Consider the following 16,213-nt stretch of genomic DNA (forward strand, 5'->3'; position numbering starts at 1 on the left):
TCCATGAAACTGAAAACGTTAGGAATGCGTTCCTGGCTCGCGCTGGCCGCAGCGGCGTTGACGGCCGCGCTGGCGTCGGACGCGGCGCGCGCCGCCACGGAAGACGTGCAGATCAAGTTCACGGGACGCTACGTGCCCTTGAGCTGCACCGTGCAGGCCGGCGCCGAGACCATGACGGTGACCCTGCCCACGGTGTCGGTCCAGTCCCTGTCCGCGCCCGGCAACACCGCCGGATCGACGCGGTTCGAGATACCCATCGAGTGTGTGGGCACGCCCGCCACCGTGCGCGCGTACTTCCAGTCGGGACCGACTTCGGACATGACCGGACGCCTGAACCCGCAGGCCGTGTCGCCCGGCGTCGCGGCGCAGGGTGTGCAAGTCGAGCTGCTGAACGAATCGGGCAGCGTGATCCGGGTGGGCGACCGTGACAGCGTGACGCCCATCGAGGCCGACGGCGCCAGCGGTCCGCTGCTGCTCGTCTATTACGCGCGCTATTACGGCACGGGCGGCGCCACGGCGGGCCAGGTCAGCACCTACGTGAACTACGTGCTCGATATTCCATGACGCAGGCCGTGCGTGCCGGCGCGGATCCGGACCTGTTCCTGCATACGCCGATGCTGGACGAGACCTTGCTGCACCTGGCGGTGCTGGACCGGCATGCCCGCCTTGGTCCCCTGCACGCCTGGCGCGCGCGCTGCGTCGCCCTGATGGCCGAGGTCGATGGCGCGCTGCTGGCGCGCAGCGTGACGCCGGAGCAGGCGCACCGCCTGCGCCTGTCGCATGCGCTGCTGCTGGACGATGCCACGCTGGCCTCCTGTCCCGAGCCAATGCGCAAGGAATGGCAAGACGCCACCCTGTGCCGGATCGAACTGGGCGAACCCGATGCGGCGGACGTGGTGCTGGCGCACCTGGACGCCCTGGCGCGCCATCCGGACCGCGGCGGCGCCTGGCTGAACTGGTACGCGCGGCTCTTTGCCGCGGGGCTGTTGCGGCGGCGTCCAGACGCGATCCAGCGCTGCCGCCAGGTGAATGAACGGCTGCGCGAAGCATGGCCGTGGGCTTGCGGCGAGGAGCAGGGAAGTGACTGACGCCATGCAGCGCAACACCGTCGCGACCGTCATCGTGGCCGGACCGAACGCCAGCCATCTGTTCGACAGGCAGGACGACGGCGCGGTGCGCGATACTGCGCGCAAGCGCTGGGGAGGAAATGCGGCATGGCTGCTCGCGGCCAGTCCCGACGACCTGCTGCGCATCCTGAAGGACGCGCCACGCGACGGCGCGCCGTGCGCGCTGCTGTTGCCGCTGGTGCCCGCGGGCGGCGACGAACTGGCGATGCGCCGGGAATGGCGGGAATGGCAGCGCGCCGTCGCCGGCTGCGCCGTGCTGGGACAGCGGCCCATTCCGGTCTACGCGGCCGTCTATGCGTGCCTCGGGCCGGCGCACGGCGACCCCGTCACGCTGAGCAGCGGGCTGTCCGTCGATCCGCAGGGGCAGGGCCGGGTCAGCTTGCGCCACGCGCTCAACGCGCTGCGCGAAGGCGCGATGCGGCGCCCGCCCGGGGCGGGGACCTTGCACGAACGGCTGGCCCTGTCCTTCGTGGACTGGGCGGCGGAAGCCGCGCTGCTGGCCCTGATGGAAGACATCGCGAACACGCCGCCGCTGTTCCTGGGGGGCGTATTCCTGGTGGACGCGGGTACCACGCTGCCGGACATGGCCGGGTGGATGCGGTGGCTCATCGGACGCACGGGCCTGAGCCCGTCGCTGCCGCCGCCCCGGCACGGCGCCTTGCCTCTGCCGCCGTTGGCCTTCGATGCGCAGCGCCAGGGACCCGGTTGGAATGACAGCGTCCCGCCGCCGCGCTCGCCGCGGGCCCGCGGTCTGCGCGTCGCCGCAATGTTGGGGGCGCTGGCGCTGATCCCGGCCTTGCTGGCGTGCATGCCGTACCTGCGCGCCAAGGTCGAACTGGACCGCTACGCAGACGGCCTGCGCGCCTACGGGGCCATCGCCCCGGCGCGCATGTTCGACAAGTGCGCGGCGCTGCTGCAGTTGCGCGCCCAGCACGATCACCTGGGCAAAAAACTCGCCGATGACGGCGTCGGATCCTGGATCTATCGCCAGGCTGGCGCACAGCGGATCCAGGCGGCGATGGCGGAAGCGATCGCGGCGTATACGCCGCCGCAGACGGCATTGCGGCTGGACAGCATGGCGGTGTTCGAGAGCGGCAGCGCCACCCTGATCCGCGCCAACGCCGCCCGCCTGCTGGACCCCGCATCGCAGCTGCTGCGCGCGAATCCCGATCTGCACGTGCGGATCGTCGGCCATACCGACGGGACGGGCAGCCCCGAGAGAAACCTCGCATTGTCCCTGGCCCGCGCGCAAGCCGTGCGCGACCAGCTCGTCGCCATGAGCGGCGCGCCCCTGGCCCAGTTCGAGACGGCGGGGCGCGGCGCCTCGCAACCGGTCGACGACAACGCAACCGCGGCCGGCAGAGCCCGCAACCGGCGGGTGGATATCACGCTCACGCCGCTGCCCTCCGCGCATTTCGCGTGCGGCGCAATGGGGGGCGACGCCCCGTCGTCGGGGTGACGGGCATGCGTCGAAGTGGCATTCGCCAACACGGCGGGAGCGGTCCGCGCAAACAAACCTGTCGGACTAGGACAAGTCTGATTCCTTGCACAGAAAGCCTTGCATAAGCTGTGCGCATTCGTACCCCCTCAGCCTGCGTCGGAGAAAACATGGCGGTTTCCAATAGTTCACAGAAGTTCATTTCGCGCAATCGCGCACCCCGGGTCCAGATCGAATACGACGTCGAGATCTACGGATCCGAGCGCAAGGTCGAGCTGCCTTTCGTGATGGGCGTCCTGGCGGACCTGTCGGGCAAGCCGATCGAGGCATTGCCCGCCGTTGGCGAACGCAAGTTCCTCAGCATCGACATCGACAACTTTGATGAGCGCATGAAGGCGATCCAGCCGCGCGTGGCGTTTGCCGCGCCCAACACCCTGACGGGGGACGGCCAGATCATGGTCGACATCACCTTTGAAAGCATGGATGACTTCTCGCCCGCCGCCATTGCGCGCAAGGTCGAGCCGCTGTCCAAGCTGCTGGAAGCGCGCACGCAGCTGGCCAACCTGCAGACCTACATGGACGGCAAGGCGGGCGCCGAGACCCTCATCAATCAAGTCCTGAGCGATCCCGCGCTGCTGCAGACGCTGGCCAAAACGCCCAAGCCGCAAGCCAGGACCGAAGCGCCCGAAGAGGCCGAAGCCGATTAACGGCTCGCCGCAACGCATGTAAGCAACTGGGAAATCAAGAAATGGCAGTCAAGCAAAAAATCGCCGACAACGTCGCTCCCCAACCCGAAGCCGGGCATTCTGACTTCACCAACCTGTTGGCGCGCGAGTTCAAGCCCAAGACCGATCAGGCGCGCGCCGCCGTCGAGCGCGCCGTGCAGACGCTGGCCGAGCAGGCGCTGCAGAATGTCGTGCGCGTGTCCGACGATGCCTACAAGAGCATCGCGGCCATCATTGGTGAAATCGACAGGAAGCTGTCCGAGCAGATCAACCTGGTCCTGCATCATCCGGAGTTCCAGCAGCTGGAAAGCGCCTGGCGCGGACTGCATCACCTGGTCAACAACACCGAGACCGACGAAAAGCTGAAGATCCGGTTCATGGATCTGTCCAAGGAAGACCTGCGCCGCACCATGAAGCGCTACAAGGGGCTGGCGTGGGATCAAAGCCCGATCTTCAAGCAGGTGTATGAAGAAGAGTACGGGCAACTGGGCGGCGAGCCCTACGGCTGCCTGGTGGCCGACTACTACTTCGACCACACGCCGCACGACGTCGATCTGCTGGGGTCGATCGCCAAGGTGGCGGCCGCGTCGCATGCGCCGTTCATCACCGGGGCGGCGCCCTCGGTGCTGCAGATGGACTCGTGGCAAGAGCTGGCCAATCCGCGCGACCTGACCAAGATCTTCACGCAGAACCTCGAATACGCGCCGTGGAATGCGCTGCGCAATTCCGAGGACGCGCGCTACATCGGCCTGGCGATGCCGCGCTTTCTCTCGCGCCTGCCTTATGGCGCCAAGACGAACCCGGTCGACGAGTTCGACTTCGAGGAAGCGACCGACGGCGCCGATCACCGCAAGTATGTGTGGTCCAACGCGGCCTACGCGATGGCGGTGAACATCAACCGCTCGTTCAAGGAATACGGCTGGTGCACGCTGATCCGCGGCGTCGAAAGCGGCGGCGTCGTCGACAACCTGCCTTGCCATACGTTCCCCACGGACGACGGCGGCGTGGACATGAAGTGCCCCACCGAGATCGCCATTTCCGATCGCCGCGAGGCAGAACTCTCCAAGAACGGCTTCATCCCGCTGATTCATCGCAAGAGCACCAACTACGCGGCCTTCATCGGCGCCCAGTCGCTGCAGAAGCCCGCCGAATACTACGACGCCGATGCCACCGCGAACGCCAATCTGTCGGCCCGGCTTCCGTACCTGTTCGCCTGCTCGCGCTTCGCGCATTACCTGAAGTGCATCGTGCGCGACAAGATCGGCTCGTTCAAGGAACGCGACGAGATGCAGTCGTGGCTGAACGAGTGGGTCATGAACTACGTCGACGCCGATCCGGCCAACAGCTCGCAGGAGACCAAGGCGCGCCGCCCGCTGGCGGCGGCCGAAGTCGTGGTCGAGGACGTGGAGGGCAACCCGGGCTACTACCAGGCCAAGTTCTTCCTTCGGCCGCACTTCCAGCTTGAAGGCCTGACCGTATCGCTGCGCCTGGTCGCCAAGCTGCCTACCGTCAAGGCGGCGGCGTAGGCGAATAAAGGTTGAGTGTGGCGGATCTTCCGCCGGAGCAGGCGGCCGGAATGCTCTTCAAAACCGTCCGGCCATTTTCGCAACAACAAATGATGTAAAGGATTTTCAATGGCACACGATATTTTCCTGAAGATCGATGGCATCGAAGGCGAGGCCGAGGACGCAACGCACAAGAATGAAATCGAAGTGCTGAGCTGGTCCTGGGGCGTGTCGCAACAGTCCAACATGCACATGGGGTCGGGCGGCGGCGCGGGCAAGGCCACGGTCGACGATCTGGCATTCGAGCACTACATCGACCGCGCCACGCCGAACCTGGTCCAGTACTGCCTGCTGGGCAAGCACATCAAGCAGGCGCAGCTGGTGGTGCGCAAGTCGGGCGGCAACCCGCTTGAATACCTGAAGCTGACCATGAACGACGTGATGGTCACGCGCGTCAACCCCGAGGGCGTGGCTACCGACGAGTCGCGTCCGCGTGAACGCGTCAGCCTGTCGTTCTCCAGCATGAAGCAGGAATACATCCTGCAAAACGCCCAGGGCGGCAGCGGCGGCGCCGTCACCGCAACCTTCGACATCAAGAAGAACGCGGCCTGAGGCCGGCGCGACGCTTGATTACGGGACGGACGGCGCTTCCTGGGCGCGCGGTTATCCGTCCTTTTTTGTACCGATCATTGCGCCTTTGCGGGCCGTCCCGCGAAGGCGCGCCGGTTCGCCGGCTTGCTGAGCTTATGAACACTACCGAGATTTTCCGCTGTTTGGCCGGTCGTGCGCGGCCATGGGGCGTGCTGGCGTCGGTGCTGCTCGCGATGTCGCTGTCGGCGTGCGCGAGCCAGGGCGATGCGCCCGAAAAGACGGTCAGCCTGGATATCCTGATCGAGGCGGACGCGCGCGTGAACGCCGATGCGCAGGGCCGCCCGGCGCCGATCCAGGTCCGCGTCTTCGAGCTGAAGTCCCGGTCGGTCTTCGAGGAAGCCGACTTCTTTTCGCTGCAGGGCAAGCCGCGCCAGGTGCTGGGCGGCGATTTGGCCGAATCCGACGACCTGGTGCTGCGGCCGGGCGACGCCAAGCGCATCCAGCGCCGCGCTGACCCCGAGACGGTGGCCATCGGCGTGGTGGCCGGCTACCGCGACCTGGGGCGCAGTGTGTGGCGCGCCACCTTCACGATGCCGCCCCGGCAAACCCAAAGCTGGTACAGCTCGTCCAGCCAGACGGTGCGCGTGCGGATCAAGGCCGGCGCCGACACCGTCGCCGTCACGCAAGCGGACTGAGCAATGAGCCTCTACAGCAAAGTCGTCTGGAGCGAGGGCCTGTTCCTCATTCCGCAGTTGTTCCAGCAGCAGGAACGCTACCTGGAGTTCTTCGCGCACAAGCGCGCCGCGCCCGCGGGGCCGTTCTTCTGGGGCTTCTCGCGGTACGAGATCGACCATGAAGCCCTGTCGTTCGGCAAGATTGCCCTGCAAAAGGGGGCGGGCGTGTTTCCCGACGGCACGCCCTTCGACATTCCCGCCCACGAGCATCCGCCGGCGCCGCTGACGGTGCTGCCGGAGCATCTGAACCAGCGCATCTTCCTGGCCGTCCCGCTGCGCCTGCCCGACGTGGACGAAACGATGTTCCGGCCGGATCCGGGATCGATGGCGCGCTACGTGGCATTCGAAAAGGAAATGGCCGACAGCAATGTGATCGGCCAGGGCCCCAAGGAAGTCCAGCTTGCGCACCTGCAGTTGCGGCTGCTGCCCGAGAAGGAACTGACGCAGTCGTGGATCGGCGTGGCGGTGGGGCGCGTCAAGTCTATCCTGGCCGATGGCTCGGTGACCCTGCATGACGGCGACTTCATTCCGCCGGTCAGCGCCTGCGCGGCCAACCCGCTCCTCGTGCAGTGGGGACAGCAGTTGCAGGGGCTGATCAAGTTGCGCGCCGACGCGCTGGCCAGCCGGCTGTCCAGCGGGCAGGGCAGCGTGACCTCGGCCGCGGAAGTGTCGGATTACCTGTTGCTGCAGATCCTGAACCGCTACGACCCGTTGATGGATCACATCTGCCGGGTTGGCGAGACGCCGCCCGAAACCCTGTACACCACGCTGGCGATGCTGGCGGGCGACCTGGCCACCTATGTCCGGCCGCAGTCGCGGCGGCCGCAGCCCGCGCCCGGCTACGACCATGCGCAACTCTATCCCAGCATCCAGCCGCTGGTCGCCGAAGTGCACAGCCTGCTCAATCAGGTGCTGGTGCGCAGCGCGCAGCCCATCGCGCTGGTGGAGCAGGCGCATGGCATCCGCACGGCGACGCTCATGCCGTCGGAACTGCAGGGCTACGCCAACCTGGTGCTTGCCGTCAGCGCGCAGATGGCGCCGGACCAGCTGCTGCAGCAGTTCGTGTCGCAGACCAAGATCTCGCACCCGCACCGCTTGCCCGAGCTGATCCGCTCGCACCTGCCGGGCGTGGGGCTGTCGCCGCTGCCGGTCCCGCCGCGCCAGATTCCGTTCGCCGCGGGCAATGTGTATTTCGAGCTGAGCCGCTCCGGACCGCTATGGGACCAGATCGCGCGGCAAGGCGGGCTGGCCTTGCATATTGCCGGGCATTTTCCCGAACTGAAACTTGAATTGTGGGGAGTTCGAAGCCGATGAATGCGCCCGGATTTGATGTCAGGACGTTCGACCTGCTGACCGGCACGGCCGCGGGCAGGCCGGCAAGCGCGCCGCCTGAGCCGCCCAAGGCGGTGGAGATCGCGCTGGATGACGAGGGGGCGGCGGCCGACCTGGCAAGCCGGCTGGACGCGGTCAAGGCCGCCCACAATCCGCTGCTCGAGGCGGCCGGGCCGCTGCTGCGGTTGCTGGCCTCCATGCCCGACAACCTGCCCGACCAGACCGCCATCCTGGCGCTGCGCCAATTGCTGATGCGCGAGATCGGGCAGTTCCAGAACCTGTGCGACAAGGCGGGGGTGCCCTGGAAGCAGGTGGCCGTGGCGCGCTACTGCCTGTGCACGGCCCTGGACGAGGCCGCCAACCGCAGCGCCTGGGGCGCGGGCGGCGTCTGGGCGGCGCAGGGCCTGCTGATTGCCTTCGAGGGCGAAGTGGATGGCGGGGAAAAGTTCTTCCTGCTCATCGGCCGGATGGCGAGCGATCCGGACGAGTACGCCGGCACGCTGGAGGTCCTGTATCACATTCTGGGCCTCGGATTCGAAGGCCGCTACAGCGTGGTGGCCGATGGCCACCGTCATCTGGAGCAGATCCGGCAGCGCCTGGCGGCCCTGGTGGCGCGGGCGCGCGATTCGGCGACGAGCGAGCTGTCGGTGAACTGGCGCGGCGAGGGCCCGATTTCCGGCGGCGCGCGCCGCGTGTTCCCGGCCTGGCTCAGCGCGTCCCTCGCGTTTCTGGTCTGCGCCGCGGTCTTCGGCTACCTGCTCGACGAGGTCGGCACGCAGCGCGACACCCTGGCGCATCGCATTCTGCAGGTCGGACTGGACCCGCTGCCCCAGGAAAGCGTCGCGACCCCGGCAGTGGCGGCGCAGGCGCCGGCGGCCTCGCGGCTGCGCCTGGCGGAACTGCTGAAAGAAGAGATCGCGCGCGGGCTGGTGAAGCTGCGCGAGGAACCCAAGCGCACGCTCGTCACCTTCCCGGGCGACACGATGTTCGTGTCCGGGCGCAGCGACGTGTACGCCCCGATGGTCGCGGTGCTGGAGCGCGTGGCCGACGAGGTCAAGCGCGTGGACGGCAAGATCGAGGTGGTGGGCTACACGGACAACCAGCCGATCCGCACGCGCCAGTTCCCGGACAACCAGGCGCTGTCGCAGAAGCGGGCCGAGTTCGTCCGCGACATCTTCCTCAAGCGCGGACTGACGCCGCAGCAGGCGGTCGCCGCCGGCCGGGGCGAGCAAAGCCCGCTGGGCGACAACGCAACACCGGAAGGCCGCGCGCAGAACCGTCGCGTCGAACTGTACGTGACCTCGTACTGATGGGCGTGCCGGCCGGCACGCAATGGATGATCAAACAATGAAACGATTGCTGGGCTTTCTGTTTTCATGGCGCTTTGGCGCCATCGTGGTCTGCGTTCTGCTTGCGGCGATGGTCTGGATGGTCGGGCCGATGGTCGACCTGGGCGGACTGCGGCCGCTGGAGGACGTCGTCGTGCGCGTGGCGCTGATCGGCCTGCTGGTCGCGGCGCTGGCGTTCTGGCTGGTCGGCTGGCCGCTGTGGATCGTGTCGATGGCGGCGCTGTGCACGCTGGTCTGGTTTGGCGGACCGATGGCGGCGATCGGGGAACAGCGTCCGCTGGCGGACGCCGGCGTGCGCATCGGCGTGATCGCCGTCATCGTGCTGCTGGCGGCCCTGTACGGGGCCTACCGGCTGTTGCGGCTGTTGCGGACCGACGAGGCGTTGCTGCGCCGCATCCTGGCGCCCAGGAGCGACGAGGCGCAGCGGGATGCGTCCTCGGAGGTGAAGGCCGTGCGGCTGGTGGTGTCCAAGGCGGTGGGGCAGCTCAAGCGCTTGCGCGGCGGGCCGCAGGGCTGGCGCCGCCTGCTCGAAAGCAAGCGCTATCTGTACGACCTGCCCTGGTACATGATCATCGGCACGCCCGGCGCCGGCAAGACCACGGCCATCCTGAATTCGGGGCTGGACTTTCCCATGGCCGAGCAGATGGGCGTGGCCAGCCTGCCCGGCGCGGGCGGCACGGTGAACTGCGACTGGTGGTTTACCAACGACGCGGTCCTGATCGACACGGCCGGCCGATACAGCGACCAGGACGAACAGGGCAATGCCGAGGCCGCGAGCGTGAACGCCGCCGAATGGCAGGGCTTTCTGGGCGCGCTGCGCAAGCACCGCACGCGCGCCCCGATCAACGGCGTGATCCTGGCCGTGAGCGTGGCCGAGCTGCTGGAGCGGCCGGGCGACAACGGCATGCTGGCGTCGATACTGCGCACCCGCCTGGCGGACCTGCGCCAGGCGCTGGGCATCCGCTTTCCCGTCTATGTGCTGGTGACCAAGCTGGATCTGCTGCCGGGCTTTGACGAGTACTTCCAGGCCATGACGGCGGAGGGGCGGTCGCAGGTCTGGGGATTCACCCTGGACTATGCGCGCCGCGAGTCCGATGCGCAGCCGTTCGACCTGCGCGCGCGCTTCGCCAGTGAATTCCAGTTGCTGGAACGGCGTCTGGAAGACGGCCTGAACGCGCGGCTGGTCGAGGAGTACGGCGCGGCCCGGCGCAAGCGCCTGTACCCGTTTCCGCAGGAGTTCCGCAGCCTGGCGGCGGAGCTTTCCGATCTGCTGTCCAAGGTGTTCCTGGATTCGCGCTATGACGATGTGCAGATCCAGCGCATGCTGCGCGGCGTCTATCTGAGCAGCGCCCAGCAGGCCGAACGGGTGGTCAACGCGGACCGGAACTCGCTGTTCGAGCGCCTGCGACGCACGCTGGGCCGGCTGTACGGCGGCGAGGACGTCGCGCTGCTGTCGGGCGGGCGCGAGCCGGCGCTGATGGCGCATCGCAGCTACTTCCTGCGCAACCTGTTCAAGCAGGTCATGATCCCGGAGTCGCACCTGGTGCAGCCCAACCGGAAGTGGATCCTGGCGCAGGGCGCGGCGCGCTGGGGCGTCCATCTCGCGTCGGCGGGCCTGATGGTGTGGCTGGTGAGCGGCATGGTGGCCAGCCGCGCGAACAACGCGCAGTATCTGGGGGCCGTCGGCCAGAAGGCCGACGGGCTGACGCAGCAGGCCAGCGACGTGCCGGCGGGCGTGCTGGATGCACAGGGCGTGCGCCTGCTGACGGACGCCGCGACGCTGGCCCAGGTCGAGGGCCTGGACCTGGACGCGCCGCCGCTGGATTACCGCTATGGCCTGTATGCCGCGCCTCCCGTCGACGCGGCCGCGCAGGCCACCTATGCGCGCATGCTGCGCAAGCATCTGTTGCCCCAGGTGGGAAAGACGCTGGAAGGCGCGTTGCGTACGCAGATTGCGCGCAAGGACGCCGACGGTCTCTATGCGACGCTGGGCCTGTACCTGTCGCTGTACGACACGCGTTATTTCGAGTCCGATGTCCTGATCGAATGGGTGCAGCGGCAGTGGGCGCGCAGCCGCCATGACAGCGAGCGCGAGAAGTCCCAGCTGGCGGTGCACCTGCACTCGCTGTTCGATACCGGCTACGAGCCGCTGACCGAGGCCGAGCGCGACGCCGCCGTGGTCGAGCAGGCCCGCGCGCTGCTGCAGGAGCGTCCCGACGCCACGCGCATGTATGACCGGGCCATGCGTGCGCTGGAGGCCGCGGCGCCGCCGCGTTTCACGCTGCACCAGGTGTTGGGCGCGAGCGATGCCGCCCTGTTCAGCGATCAGGCGGCCGACGGGGACCCGGGCGTGCCCGGGCTCTTCACCTATGCCGGGTACCGCGACGTGTTCCGCAAGCGCGTGGGGGCGTACATCGATACGGTGTGGGCGCGCGAGAGCTGGATGCTCGGGCGCGAAGGCGGCGACGGCTCCGCGCTGTCGGAGGCGCAGGACGCCCGGCGCGCCTGGCGCGACAAGGAGCGCATCGAGCGCGAGGTCTATACGCTGTTCCTGCGCGACTACGCCGCCCGCTGGGAGCGGTACATCGACCAGATCCGGCTGGTCTCCACCGCCGGCGCCGGGGACGGGCCGCTGTCGGTCGACGTGGCCACCCTGCGCGCCCTGGCCGCCGCGAATTCGCCGCTGGCGCGGTTGGGCGTGGCGCTGTCCCGTCAGACGACGCTCTCGTCCGACGTGGATGCCGAGAACCCCGCCGACTCCGCCGCGGCGCAGCTTGCCGCGGAGACGGCCCAGCGCCGTTCCTCGGCCGTGGCGCGCGCCTCCGACGCGCTGACCCGGCTGGCGGCGGACTTCGACCAGGACAAGCTGGCCGAAGAACTGGTCGACAAGCGATTCTCGGCGCTGCGCGAAGTGGTGACGGGATCGCCCAACCCCGGGCGCATCGACCCGGTCAAGCCGGGCGCGCAGATGCAGCAGATCCTGCAGCGCATCAACGAGCAGTACACGCAGATGGCGGTGGCCAGCAGCGCGCTGGCCTCGGCCAGCATGCCGCCGCCGCAGGACGCCAGTGCGGCCTTGTTCCTGACGGCCGAGACGCTGCCCGCGCCGTTTAAGCGCATCCTGGCGGGGCTGTCGCAGCGCGCGGCCAACCAGTTGGGACGCGAGACCGGACTGCTGCTGGCCGAACAGGTCAACGCCGCCGTGGGCGGGATCTGCCGCACGGCCATCTCCGGCAAATTCCCCTTCGCCGAGTCGTCCCAGGAAGTCGATCCGGACGACTTCGTCCAGCTCTTCGGCGCGGGCGGGGTGTTCGACGCGACGTTCCAGCGGTCGCTGGCCATGCACGTGGACACCAGTTCCAGTCCCTGGCGCTACAAGCCGGCCAGCCCCGGCATGCGGCCCATCCAGGGCCCCGATCTGCAGCCCTTCGAGCGCGCCGCCGAGATCCGCAAGGCATTCTTCGACGGCAGCGGCGCCAAGGGCCTGAACTACCGCCTGACGGGCAGCATCGTGTCCGTGGATCCGGCGATCACCGAACTGCTGCTGGATGTGGACGGCGACAGCCTGCGCTACATGCATGGCCCGGTCTCTCCGTTTTCGTTCGCCTGGCCGGGGCCGCGCAGCGGCAGCTACCTGGAGTTGTCGGCCAGGCCGAGGGTTACCGCGGAGTCGTCGGGCGTGCATCTGTCGGGTCCGTGGGCGCCGCTGCGCCTGCTCGATTACGGCCGTGTCACCGCCACGGCCTCGTCCGGAAGGGCGCTGGTGGATTTCGATTTCGACGGGCGTCACGCCGTGCTGGAGATCGGCGGCGGCCGCAAGGGGAATTTCCTGACCGGGTCGCTGTTGCGCGGCTTTCGCTGTCCAGGGGGCGCGTGATGAATCTGCCGCGCCCCGCCTACTGGGGCAAGCTTCCGGCGTATGGCGATTTCCTGCGGCAAGGCGCGCCCCTGGACGTGCAGCAGGCCTGGCGGCAGTGGCTGGAAGGCCCGCTGCGTGAGGCCTGGCTGGCGTCGGGCCTGGCGCAGGCCCATGCCCTGCCGTGGAGCTTCGTGCTGCGGCCGGGATGCCTGCGGTTCTCGGGCGACCGCTATGTGGCGGGGGTGTACGCCCGATCGCAGGACAAGTTCGGCCGGGAACACCCCTTCCTGATGTGGTTCCTGCTGGCGCCGGCGAGCGTGTCGTCGCTGTTGAGCACGCATGACAATCCGCTGTTCTGCCTGGCGCGCCTGCTGCATGGGCATCTGGCCGCGCCGGGCGTCGCTGCGTCGGGCGTTGCTGCGTCGGGCGTTGCTGCATCGGGCGTCGCTGCGTCGGGCGTGACTACGCCGCGCAGGCCGGCCCTGGTGGATCAGATCAACCGGCTCTGGCGGCCCGGCCGCGCCGGCGTCCTGGGCGCCTTGCGGCGCCGCAAGGACGCGCCGGACTTCGCCGCCGCGCGCGGATGGGCCGATGGCTGGCCGTCCGACACCCGCGAGGACGGCCTGGCGGGCGTGCCGCACGCGCCATGGCGCAACTGGCCCGCGACCGTGTTCGAAGACCTGAGCCAGGCCTGGTACTGGCAACAGGATGTGCAAGCCGGGTATGTGAGTTTTTTATCGGTAACGGCCGCTGAACCGGCCGATCTTGCCTGAGGAAGTCAAAGATGGCCATTGCGAGTAATTCAGTTTCGAATCAAGCCCGCACGGTGGAAATCCGGGGGGCGGGCCTGCCGTCGGCGATGGGCCTTCCCATGCTGCGGCTGCAGTCTCTGGACGGCCAGGAGCGCATGGGCGAGTTGTTCAGCTACGAGGTGATCCTGCGCACGCCCAACGACACGCAGGTGCCGCTGTCGGTGTCGGCCAATCTGGACCTGACGGGCATGATCGGCAAGGAGCTGACCGTGTCGGTCCAGCTGTCCGATGGCGGCCGCCGCGAGATCTCCGGCCTGGCCGTGAAGGCCGGGTTCGTGCGCCAGGAAGGCGACCACAACCTCTACCGCGTCACGCTGCGCCCCTGGCTGTGGCTGGCCACGCTGACCACCGACTACAAGATCTTCCAGGACCAGAACGTCGTCCAGATCATCGAGCAGGTGCTGAAGGATTATCCGTACCCGGTCGAGAAGCGGCTGGACATTGAAAAGTACGCGATCCTGCCGGAAAGCGTCACCAACGAGCCGCGCAATTTCCAGGTGCAGTACGGCGAGACGGATTTCGACTTCATCCAGCGGCTGATGGAGGAGTGGGGCATCTACTGGTTCTTCGAGCACACCGAAGGCACCCACAGGCTGGTGTTGTGCGACCACGTCGGAGCCCATCGTCCGCCGGACAGTCCAGCCTATCAGCACATTCCCATGCACGCGCAGGGCGGGCACGTGGACTGCGATGTCTTTCACCAGTTCGGCGTCGATGAACGTCTGTTTCCCGGGCGGGTGGTGGTGGATGATTTCGACTTCACGCGGCCGCGCATGCTGCTGGCCACGTCCAGCCACCAGCCGCGCGAAACGAGCTGGGCCGAAGGGGAAATTTTCGAATGGCCCGGCGACTATACCGACGCCAAGCATGGCGCGCTCATCAGCCGGATTCGCATGGAGGAGCGCCGCGCGCGCGGCGTGCGTTCGCGCGGCTTCGGCAATGTCCGTGGCGTGGCGGTCGGCCAGACCTTCAATCTGACCGGCCATCTGTACGAGAAGGCCAATCGGGAATACCTGGTGCTGGCCTCGAACCTGTCGTTGTCGGAAATTCCGGAAGAGACGGGCACCGGGGTGATCTACGACTGCGCCAATGAAGTGGAAGTGCAGCCGACCGGCGAAGTGTTCCGCATGCCGCGGGTGACGCCCAAGCCGGTCGTCAGCGGCCCGCAGTCGGCCCTGGTCGTGGGACCGGAAGGCAAGGAGGTCTGGACGGACGAATTCGGCCGGGTCAAGGTGCGGTTCCTGTGGGACCGCTACGCGCGCAATGACGCGTCCGATTCCTGCTGGGTGCGCGTCAACCAGGCCTGGGCGGGGTCGAACTTCGGCGGGATGTATATCCCCCGGATCGGGCAGGAGGTGATGGTCGGTTTCATGAACGGCGACCCCGACCGTCCCATCATCCTGGGCGGCCTGTACAACAGCGTGACCCGCCCGCCCTGGGACCTGCCGGCCGAAGCCACCAAGAGCGGCATCAAGACCCGCAGCCTGGAGGGGGGCCGGGAAAACTACAACGGCATCCGCTTCGAGGACAAGCCGGGCCTGGAAGAATTCTACGTGCAGGCCGAACGCGACATGGTGCGGTTGACCAAGGGCGCCGAGATGCACACGGTGGCATTGACCTATGGCCAGGCCGTGGGCATCAACCACTCGACCGCCGTCGGCGGCATGCTCAGCAGCACCGTGGCCGGCACTGCGTCCTACAACGTCGGGCTGGCACACTCCACCCAGGTGGGCGGCCTGTGCGCGCTGAACGTGGGCGGCGCCTATGCGGTCAACGTGGGGGCGGCGGCCAACCTGAACGTGGGGGCGGGCCTGTTGATGAACGCGGGGGCCGCCGTCGCGATCACCTGCGGCAAGGCGGGGATCAACCTGCTGCACGACGGAACGATTGCGCTGATTGGCAACAAGATCTCGATCATCGGCTCGGACGAGGTGGTCGTGCAGGGCAAGCCGCTGCAACTGAATCCGTGCGCCGATGGCGACATCGTCAGTTTCGGCCTGGGCGCGGGCGTGCCGCCGGTGTTCCTGCCGACGATCGAGCTGCCCATCGGAGGGCACGACAAGCACGTGCCGCGGCCCACGACGCCGCCGCCGCCGACACCGCCGGTGACGACACCGCCGGTGACGCCGCCGCAGCCCACGCCGCCGGTGACGACACCGCCGGTGACGACACCGCCGCCCACGCCGCCGGTGACACCACCGCCGCCGACGCCGCCCGTAACGCCGCCGCCGCCGACGCCGCCGGTGACACCACCACCGCCGACACCGCCGGTGACGCCGCCGCCGCCGACGCCGCCGGTGACACCACCGCCGCCGACGCCGCCGGTCACGCCGCCGCCACCGACGCCGCCCGTGACGCCGCCGCCGACGACCAGGCCGCCGGGTCCCACGGAGCTCTCGGCAATGATCGACGGCTAACCCAGACGGCCCGTTCCGTCCGGCCAATGACAGGAGGACTGCATGACTTCGTTTCCCGCGGTACGCGCCGGCGACCTGATCGCCCACGGCGGAAGCATCCTGACCGGATCGCCCGATGTGTTCATCAATAAACTGCCCGCTGCCTTCTGCGGGGCCTCGGCGGTCTGCTGCGGCTTGCACGTGTCGGCGCAGGCGGTCGCTTCCGGCGCGCCGACGGTCTTTATCAATGGACTGAAGGCCGCGCACAAGGCCAGTTGTTCGTCCTGCGGCTCGCCCGCCGCCACGGCGTCCCTCGACGTGTTCATCGGCGTGTGAGCGCAGCGG

13 protein-coding genes are annotated in these 16,213 nt (G+C 68.2%); all 13 read left to right on the top strand.

What is annotated here, in order from left to right; genetic code table 11:
- Window positions 1–3: 3 nt before the first annotated feature.
- The 13 genes from BMW75_RS16340 to BMW75_RS16400 all read left to right on the top strand — a co-directional run bounded on the left by BMW75_RS16340 (window position 4) and on the right by BMW75_RS16400 (window position 16,204).
- A complete protein-coding gene (locus BMW75_RS16340; RefSeq protein ID WP_092580851.1) occupies window positions 4–564 on the top strand; it encodes a fimbrial protein in 561 nt (186 codons plus the stop codon).
- Window positions 561–1,088, top strand: coding sequence for a DotU family type IV/VI secretion system protein (locus BMW75_RS16345; RefSeq protein ID WP_092580853.1), 528 nt, complete (start codon window positions 561–563; stop codon window positions 1,086–1,088). The genes BMW75_RS16340 and BMW75_RS16345 overlap by 4 nt, the downstream gene beginning before the upstream one ends.
- On the top strand, window positions 1,081–2,586 hold the full coding sequence (locus tag BMW75_RS16350) for an OmpA family protein (RefSeq protein WP_139208547.1): 1,506 nt from the start codon (window positions 1,081–1,083) through the stop codon (window positions 2,584–2,586). Before BMW75_RS16345 ends, BMW75_RS16350 begins: the two co-directional genes overlap by 8 nt.
- 149 nt (window positions 2,587–2,735) lie before the next feature.
- Window positions 2,736–3,272 (top strand): type VI secretion system contractile sheath small subunit, encoded by a 537-nt coding sequence (gene tssB / locus BMW75_RS16355; protein ID WP_076517030.1) that lies wholly within the window; start codon window positions 2,736–2,738, stop codon window positions 3,270–3,272.
- Window positions 3,273–3,313: 41 nt separating this feature from the next.
- Window positions 3,314–4,816: a type VI secretion system contractile sheath large subunit gene (tssC, locus tag BMW75_RS16360; protein WP_076517029.1), complete on the top strand. Its 1,503-nt coding sequence runs from the start codon at window positions 3,314–3,316 to the stop codon at window positions 4,814–4,816.
- A 108-nt stretch (window positions 4,817–4,924) separates the two neighbouring features.
- Entirely contained in the window at window positions 4,925–5,407 is a 483-nt protein-coding gene (locus BMW75_RS16365; protein WP_076517027.1) for an Hcp family type VI secretion system effector, read from the top strand.
- A gap of 134 nt (window positions 5,408–5,541) precedes the next feature.
- Entirely contained in the window at window positions 5,542–6,081 is a 540-nt protein-coding gene (gene tssJ, locus BMW75_RS16370; protein ID WP_092580857.1) for a type VI secretion system lipoprotein TssJ, read from the top strand.
- Between the two features lie 3 nt (window positions 6,082–6,084).
- Window positions 6,085–7,434, top strand: a complete 1,350-nt coding sequence (gene tssK, locus BMW75_RS16375; protein WP_092580859.1) for a type VI secretion system baseplate subunit TssK — start codon at window positions 6,085–6,087, stop codon at window positions 7,432–7,434.
- Complete coding sequence (gene tssL, locus BMW75_RS16380; RefSeq protein ID WP_092580861.1) at window positions 7,431–8,762, top strand: type VI secretion system protein TssL, long form; 1,332 nt, start codon at window positions 7,431–7,433, stop codon at window positions 8,760–8,762. Before tssK ends, tssL begins: the two co-directional genes overlap by 4 nt.
- A 37-nt stretch (window positions 8,763–8,799) precedes the next feature.
- Window positions 8,800–12,678, top strand: a complete 3,879-nt coding sequence (gene tssM, locus BMW75_RS16385; RefSeq protein WP_092580863.1) for a type VI secretion system membrane subunit TssM — start codon at window positions 8,800–8,802, stop codon at window positions 12,676–12,678.
- Window positions 12,678–13,433, top strand: coding sequence for a type VI secretion system-associated protein TagF (gene tagF, locus BMW75_RS16390; RefSeq protein WP_092580865.1), 756 nt, complete (start codon window positions 12,678–12,680; stop codon window positions 13,431–13,433). Before tssM ends, tagF begins: the two co-directional genes overlap by 1 nt.
- An 11-nt stretch (window positions 13,434–13,444) precedes the next feature.
- Window positions 13,445–15,889, top strand: a complete 2,445-nt coding sequence (locus BMW75_RS16395) for a type VI secretion system Vgr family protein (RefSeq protein ID WP_092580867.1) — start codon at window positions 13,445–13,447, stop codon at window positions 15,887–15,889.
- 42 nt (window positions 15,890–15,931) lie between these two features.
- Window positions 15,932–16,204: a PAAR domain-containing protein gene (locus BMW75_RS16400; protein WP_076517013.1), complete on the top strand. Its 273-nt coding sequence runs from the start codon at window positions 15,932–15,934 to the stop codon at window positions 16,202–16,204.
- Window positions 16,205–16,213: the final 9 nt, after the last annotated feature.

Origin of the sequence: Achromobacter sp. NFACC18-2, assembly GCF_900108985.1 — a bacterium.
In the GTDB taxonomy this organism is placed as follows: Bacteria; Pseudomonadota; Gammaproteobacteria; order Burkholderiales; family Burkholderiaceae_B; genus Achromobacter.

Coding starts and splice junctions, on each gene's coding strand:
- BMW75_RS16340 (WP_092580851.1), top strand. CDS start 4: ATGAAACTGAAAACGTTAGGAATGCGTTCCTGGCTCGCGCTGGCCGCA.
- BMW75_RS16345 (WP_092580853.1), top strand. CDS start 561: ATGACGCAGGCCGTGCGTGCCGGCGCGGATCCGGACCTGTTCCTGCAT.
- tssB (WP_076517030.1), top strand. CDS start 2,736: ATGGCGGTTTCCAATAGTTCACAGAAGTTCATTTCGCGCAATCGCGCA.
- tssC (WP_076517029.1), top strand. CDS start 3,314: ATGGCAGTCAAGCAAAAAATCGCCGACAACGTCGCTCCCCAACCCGAA.
- BMW75_RS16365 (WP_076517027.1), top strand. CDS start 4,925: ATGGCACACGATATTTTCCTGAAGATCGATGGCATCGAAGGCGAGGCC.
- tssJ (WP_092580857.1), top strand. CDS start 5,542: ATGAACACTACCGAGATTTTCCGCTGTTTGGCCGGTCGTGCGCGGCCA.
- tssK (WP_092580859.1), top strand. CDS start 6,085: ATGAGCCTCTACAGCAAAGTCGTCTGGAGCGAGGGCCTGTTCCTCATT.
- tssL (WP_092580861.1), top strand. CDS start 7,431: ATGAATGCGCCCGGATTTGATGTCAGGACGTTCGACCTGCTGACCGGC.
- tssM (WP_092580863.1), top strand. CDS start 8,800: ATGAAACGATTGCTGGGCTTTCTGTTTTCATGGCGCTTTGGCGCCATC.
- tagF (WP_092580865.1), top strand. CDS start 12,678: ATGAATCTGCCGCGCCCCGCCTACTGGGGCAAGCTTCCGGCGTATGGC.
- BMW75_RS16395 (WP_092580867.1), top strand. CDS start 13,445: ATGGCCATTGCGAGTAATTCAGTTTCGAATCAAGCCCGCACGGTGGAA.
- BMW75_RS16400 (WP_076517013.1), top strand. CDS start 15,932: ATGACTTCGTTTCCCGCGGTACGCGCCGGCGACCTGATCGCCCACGGC.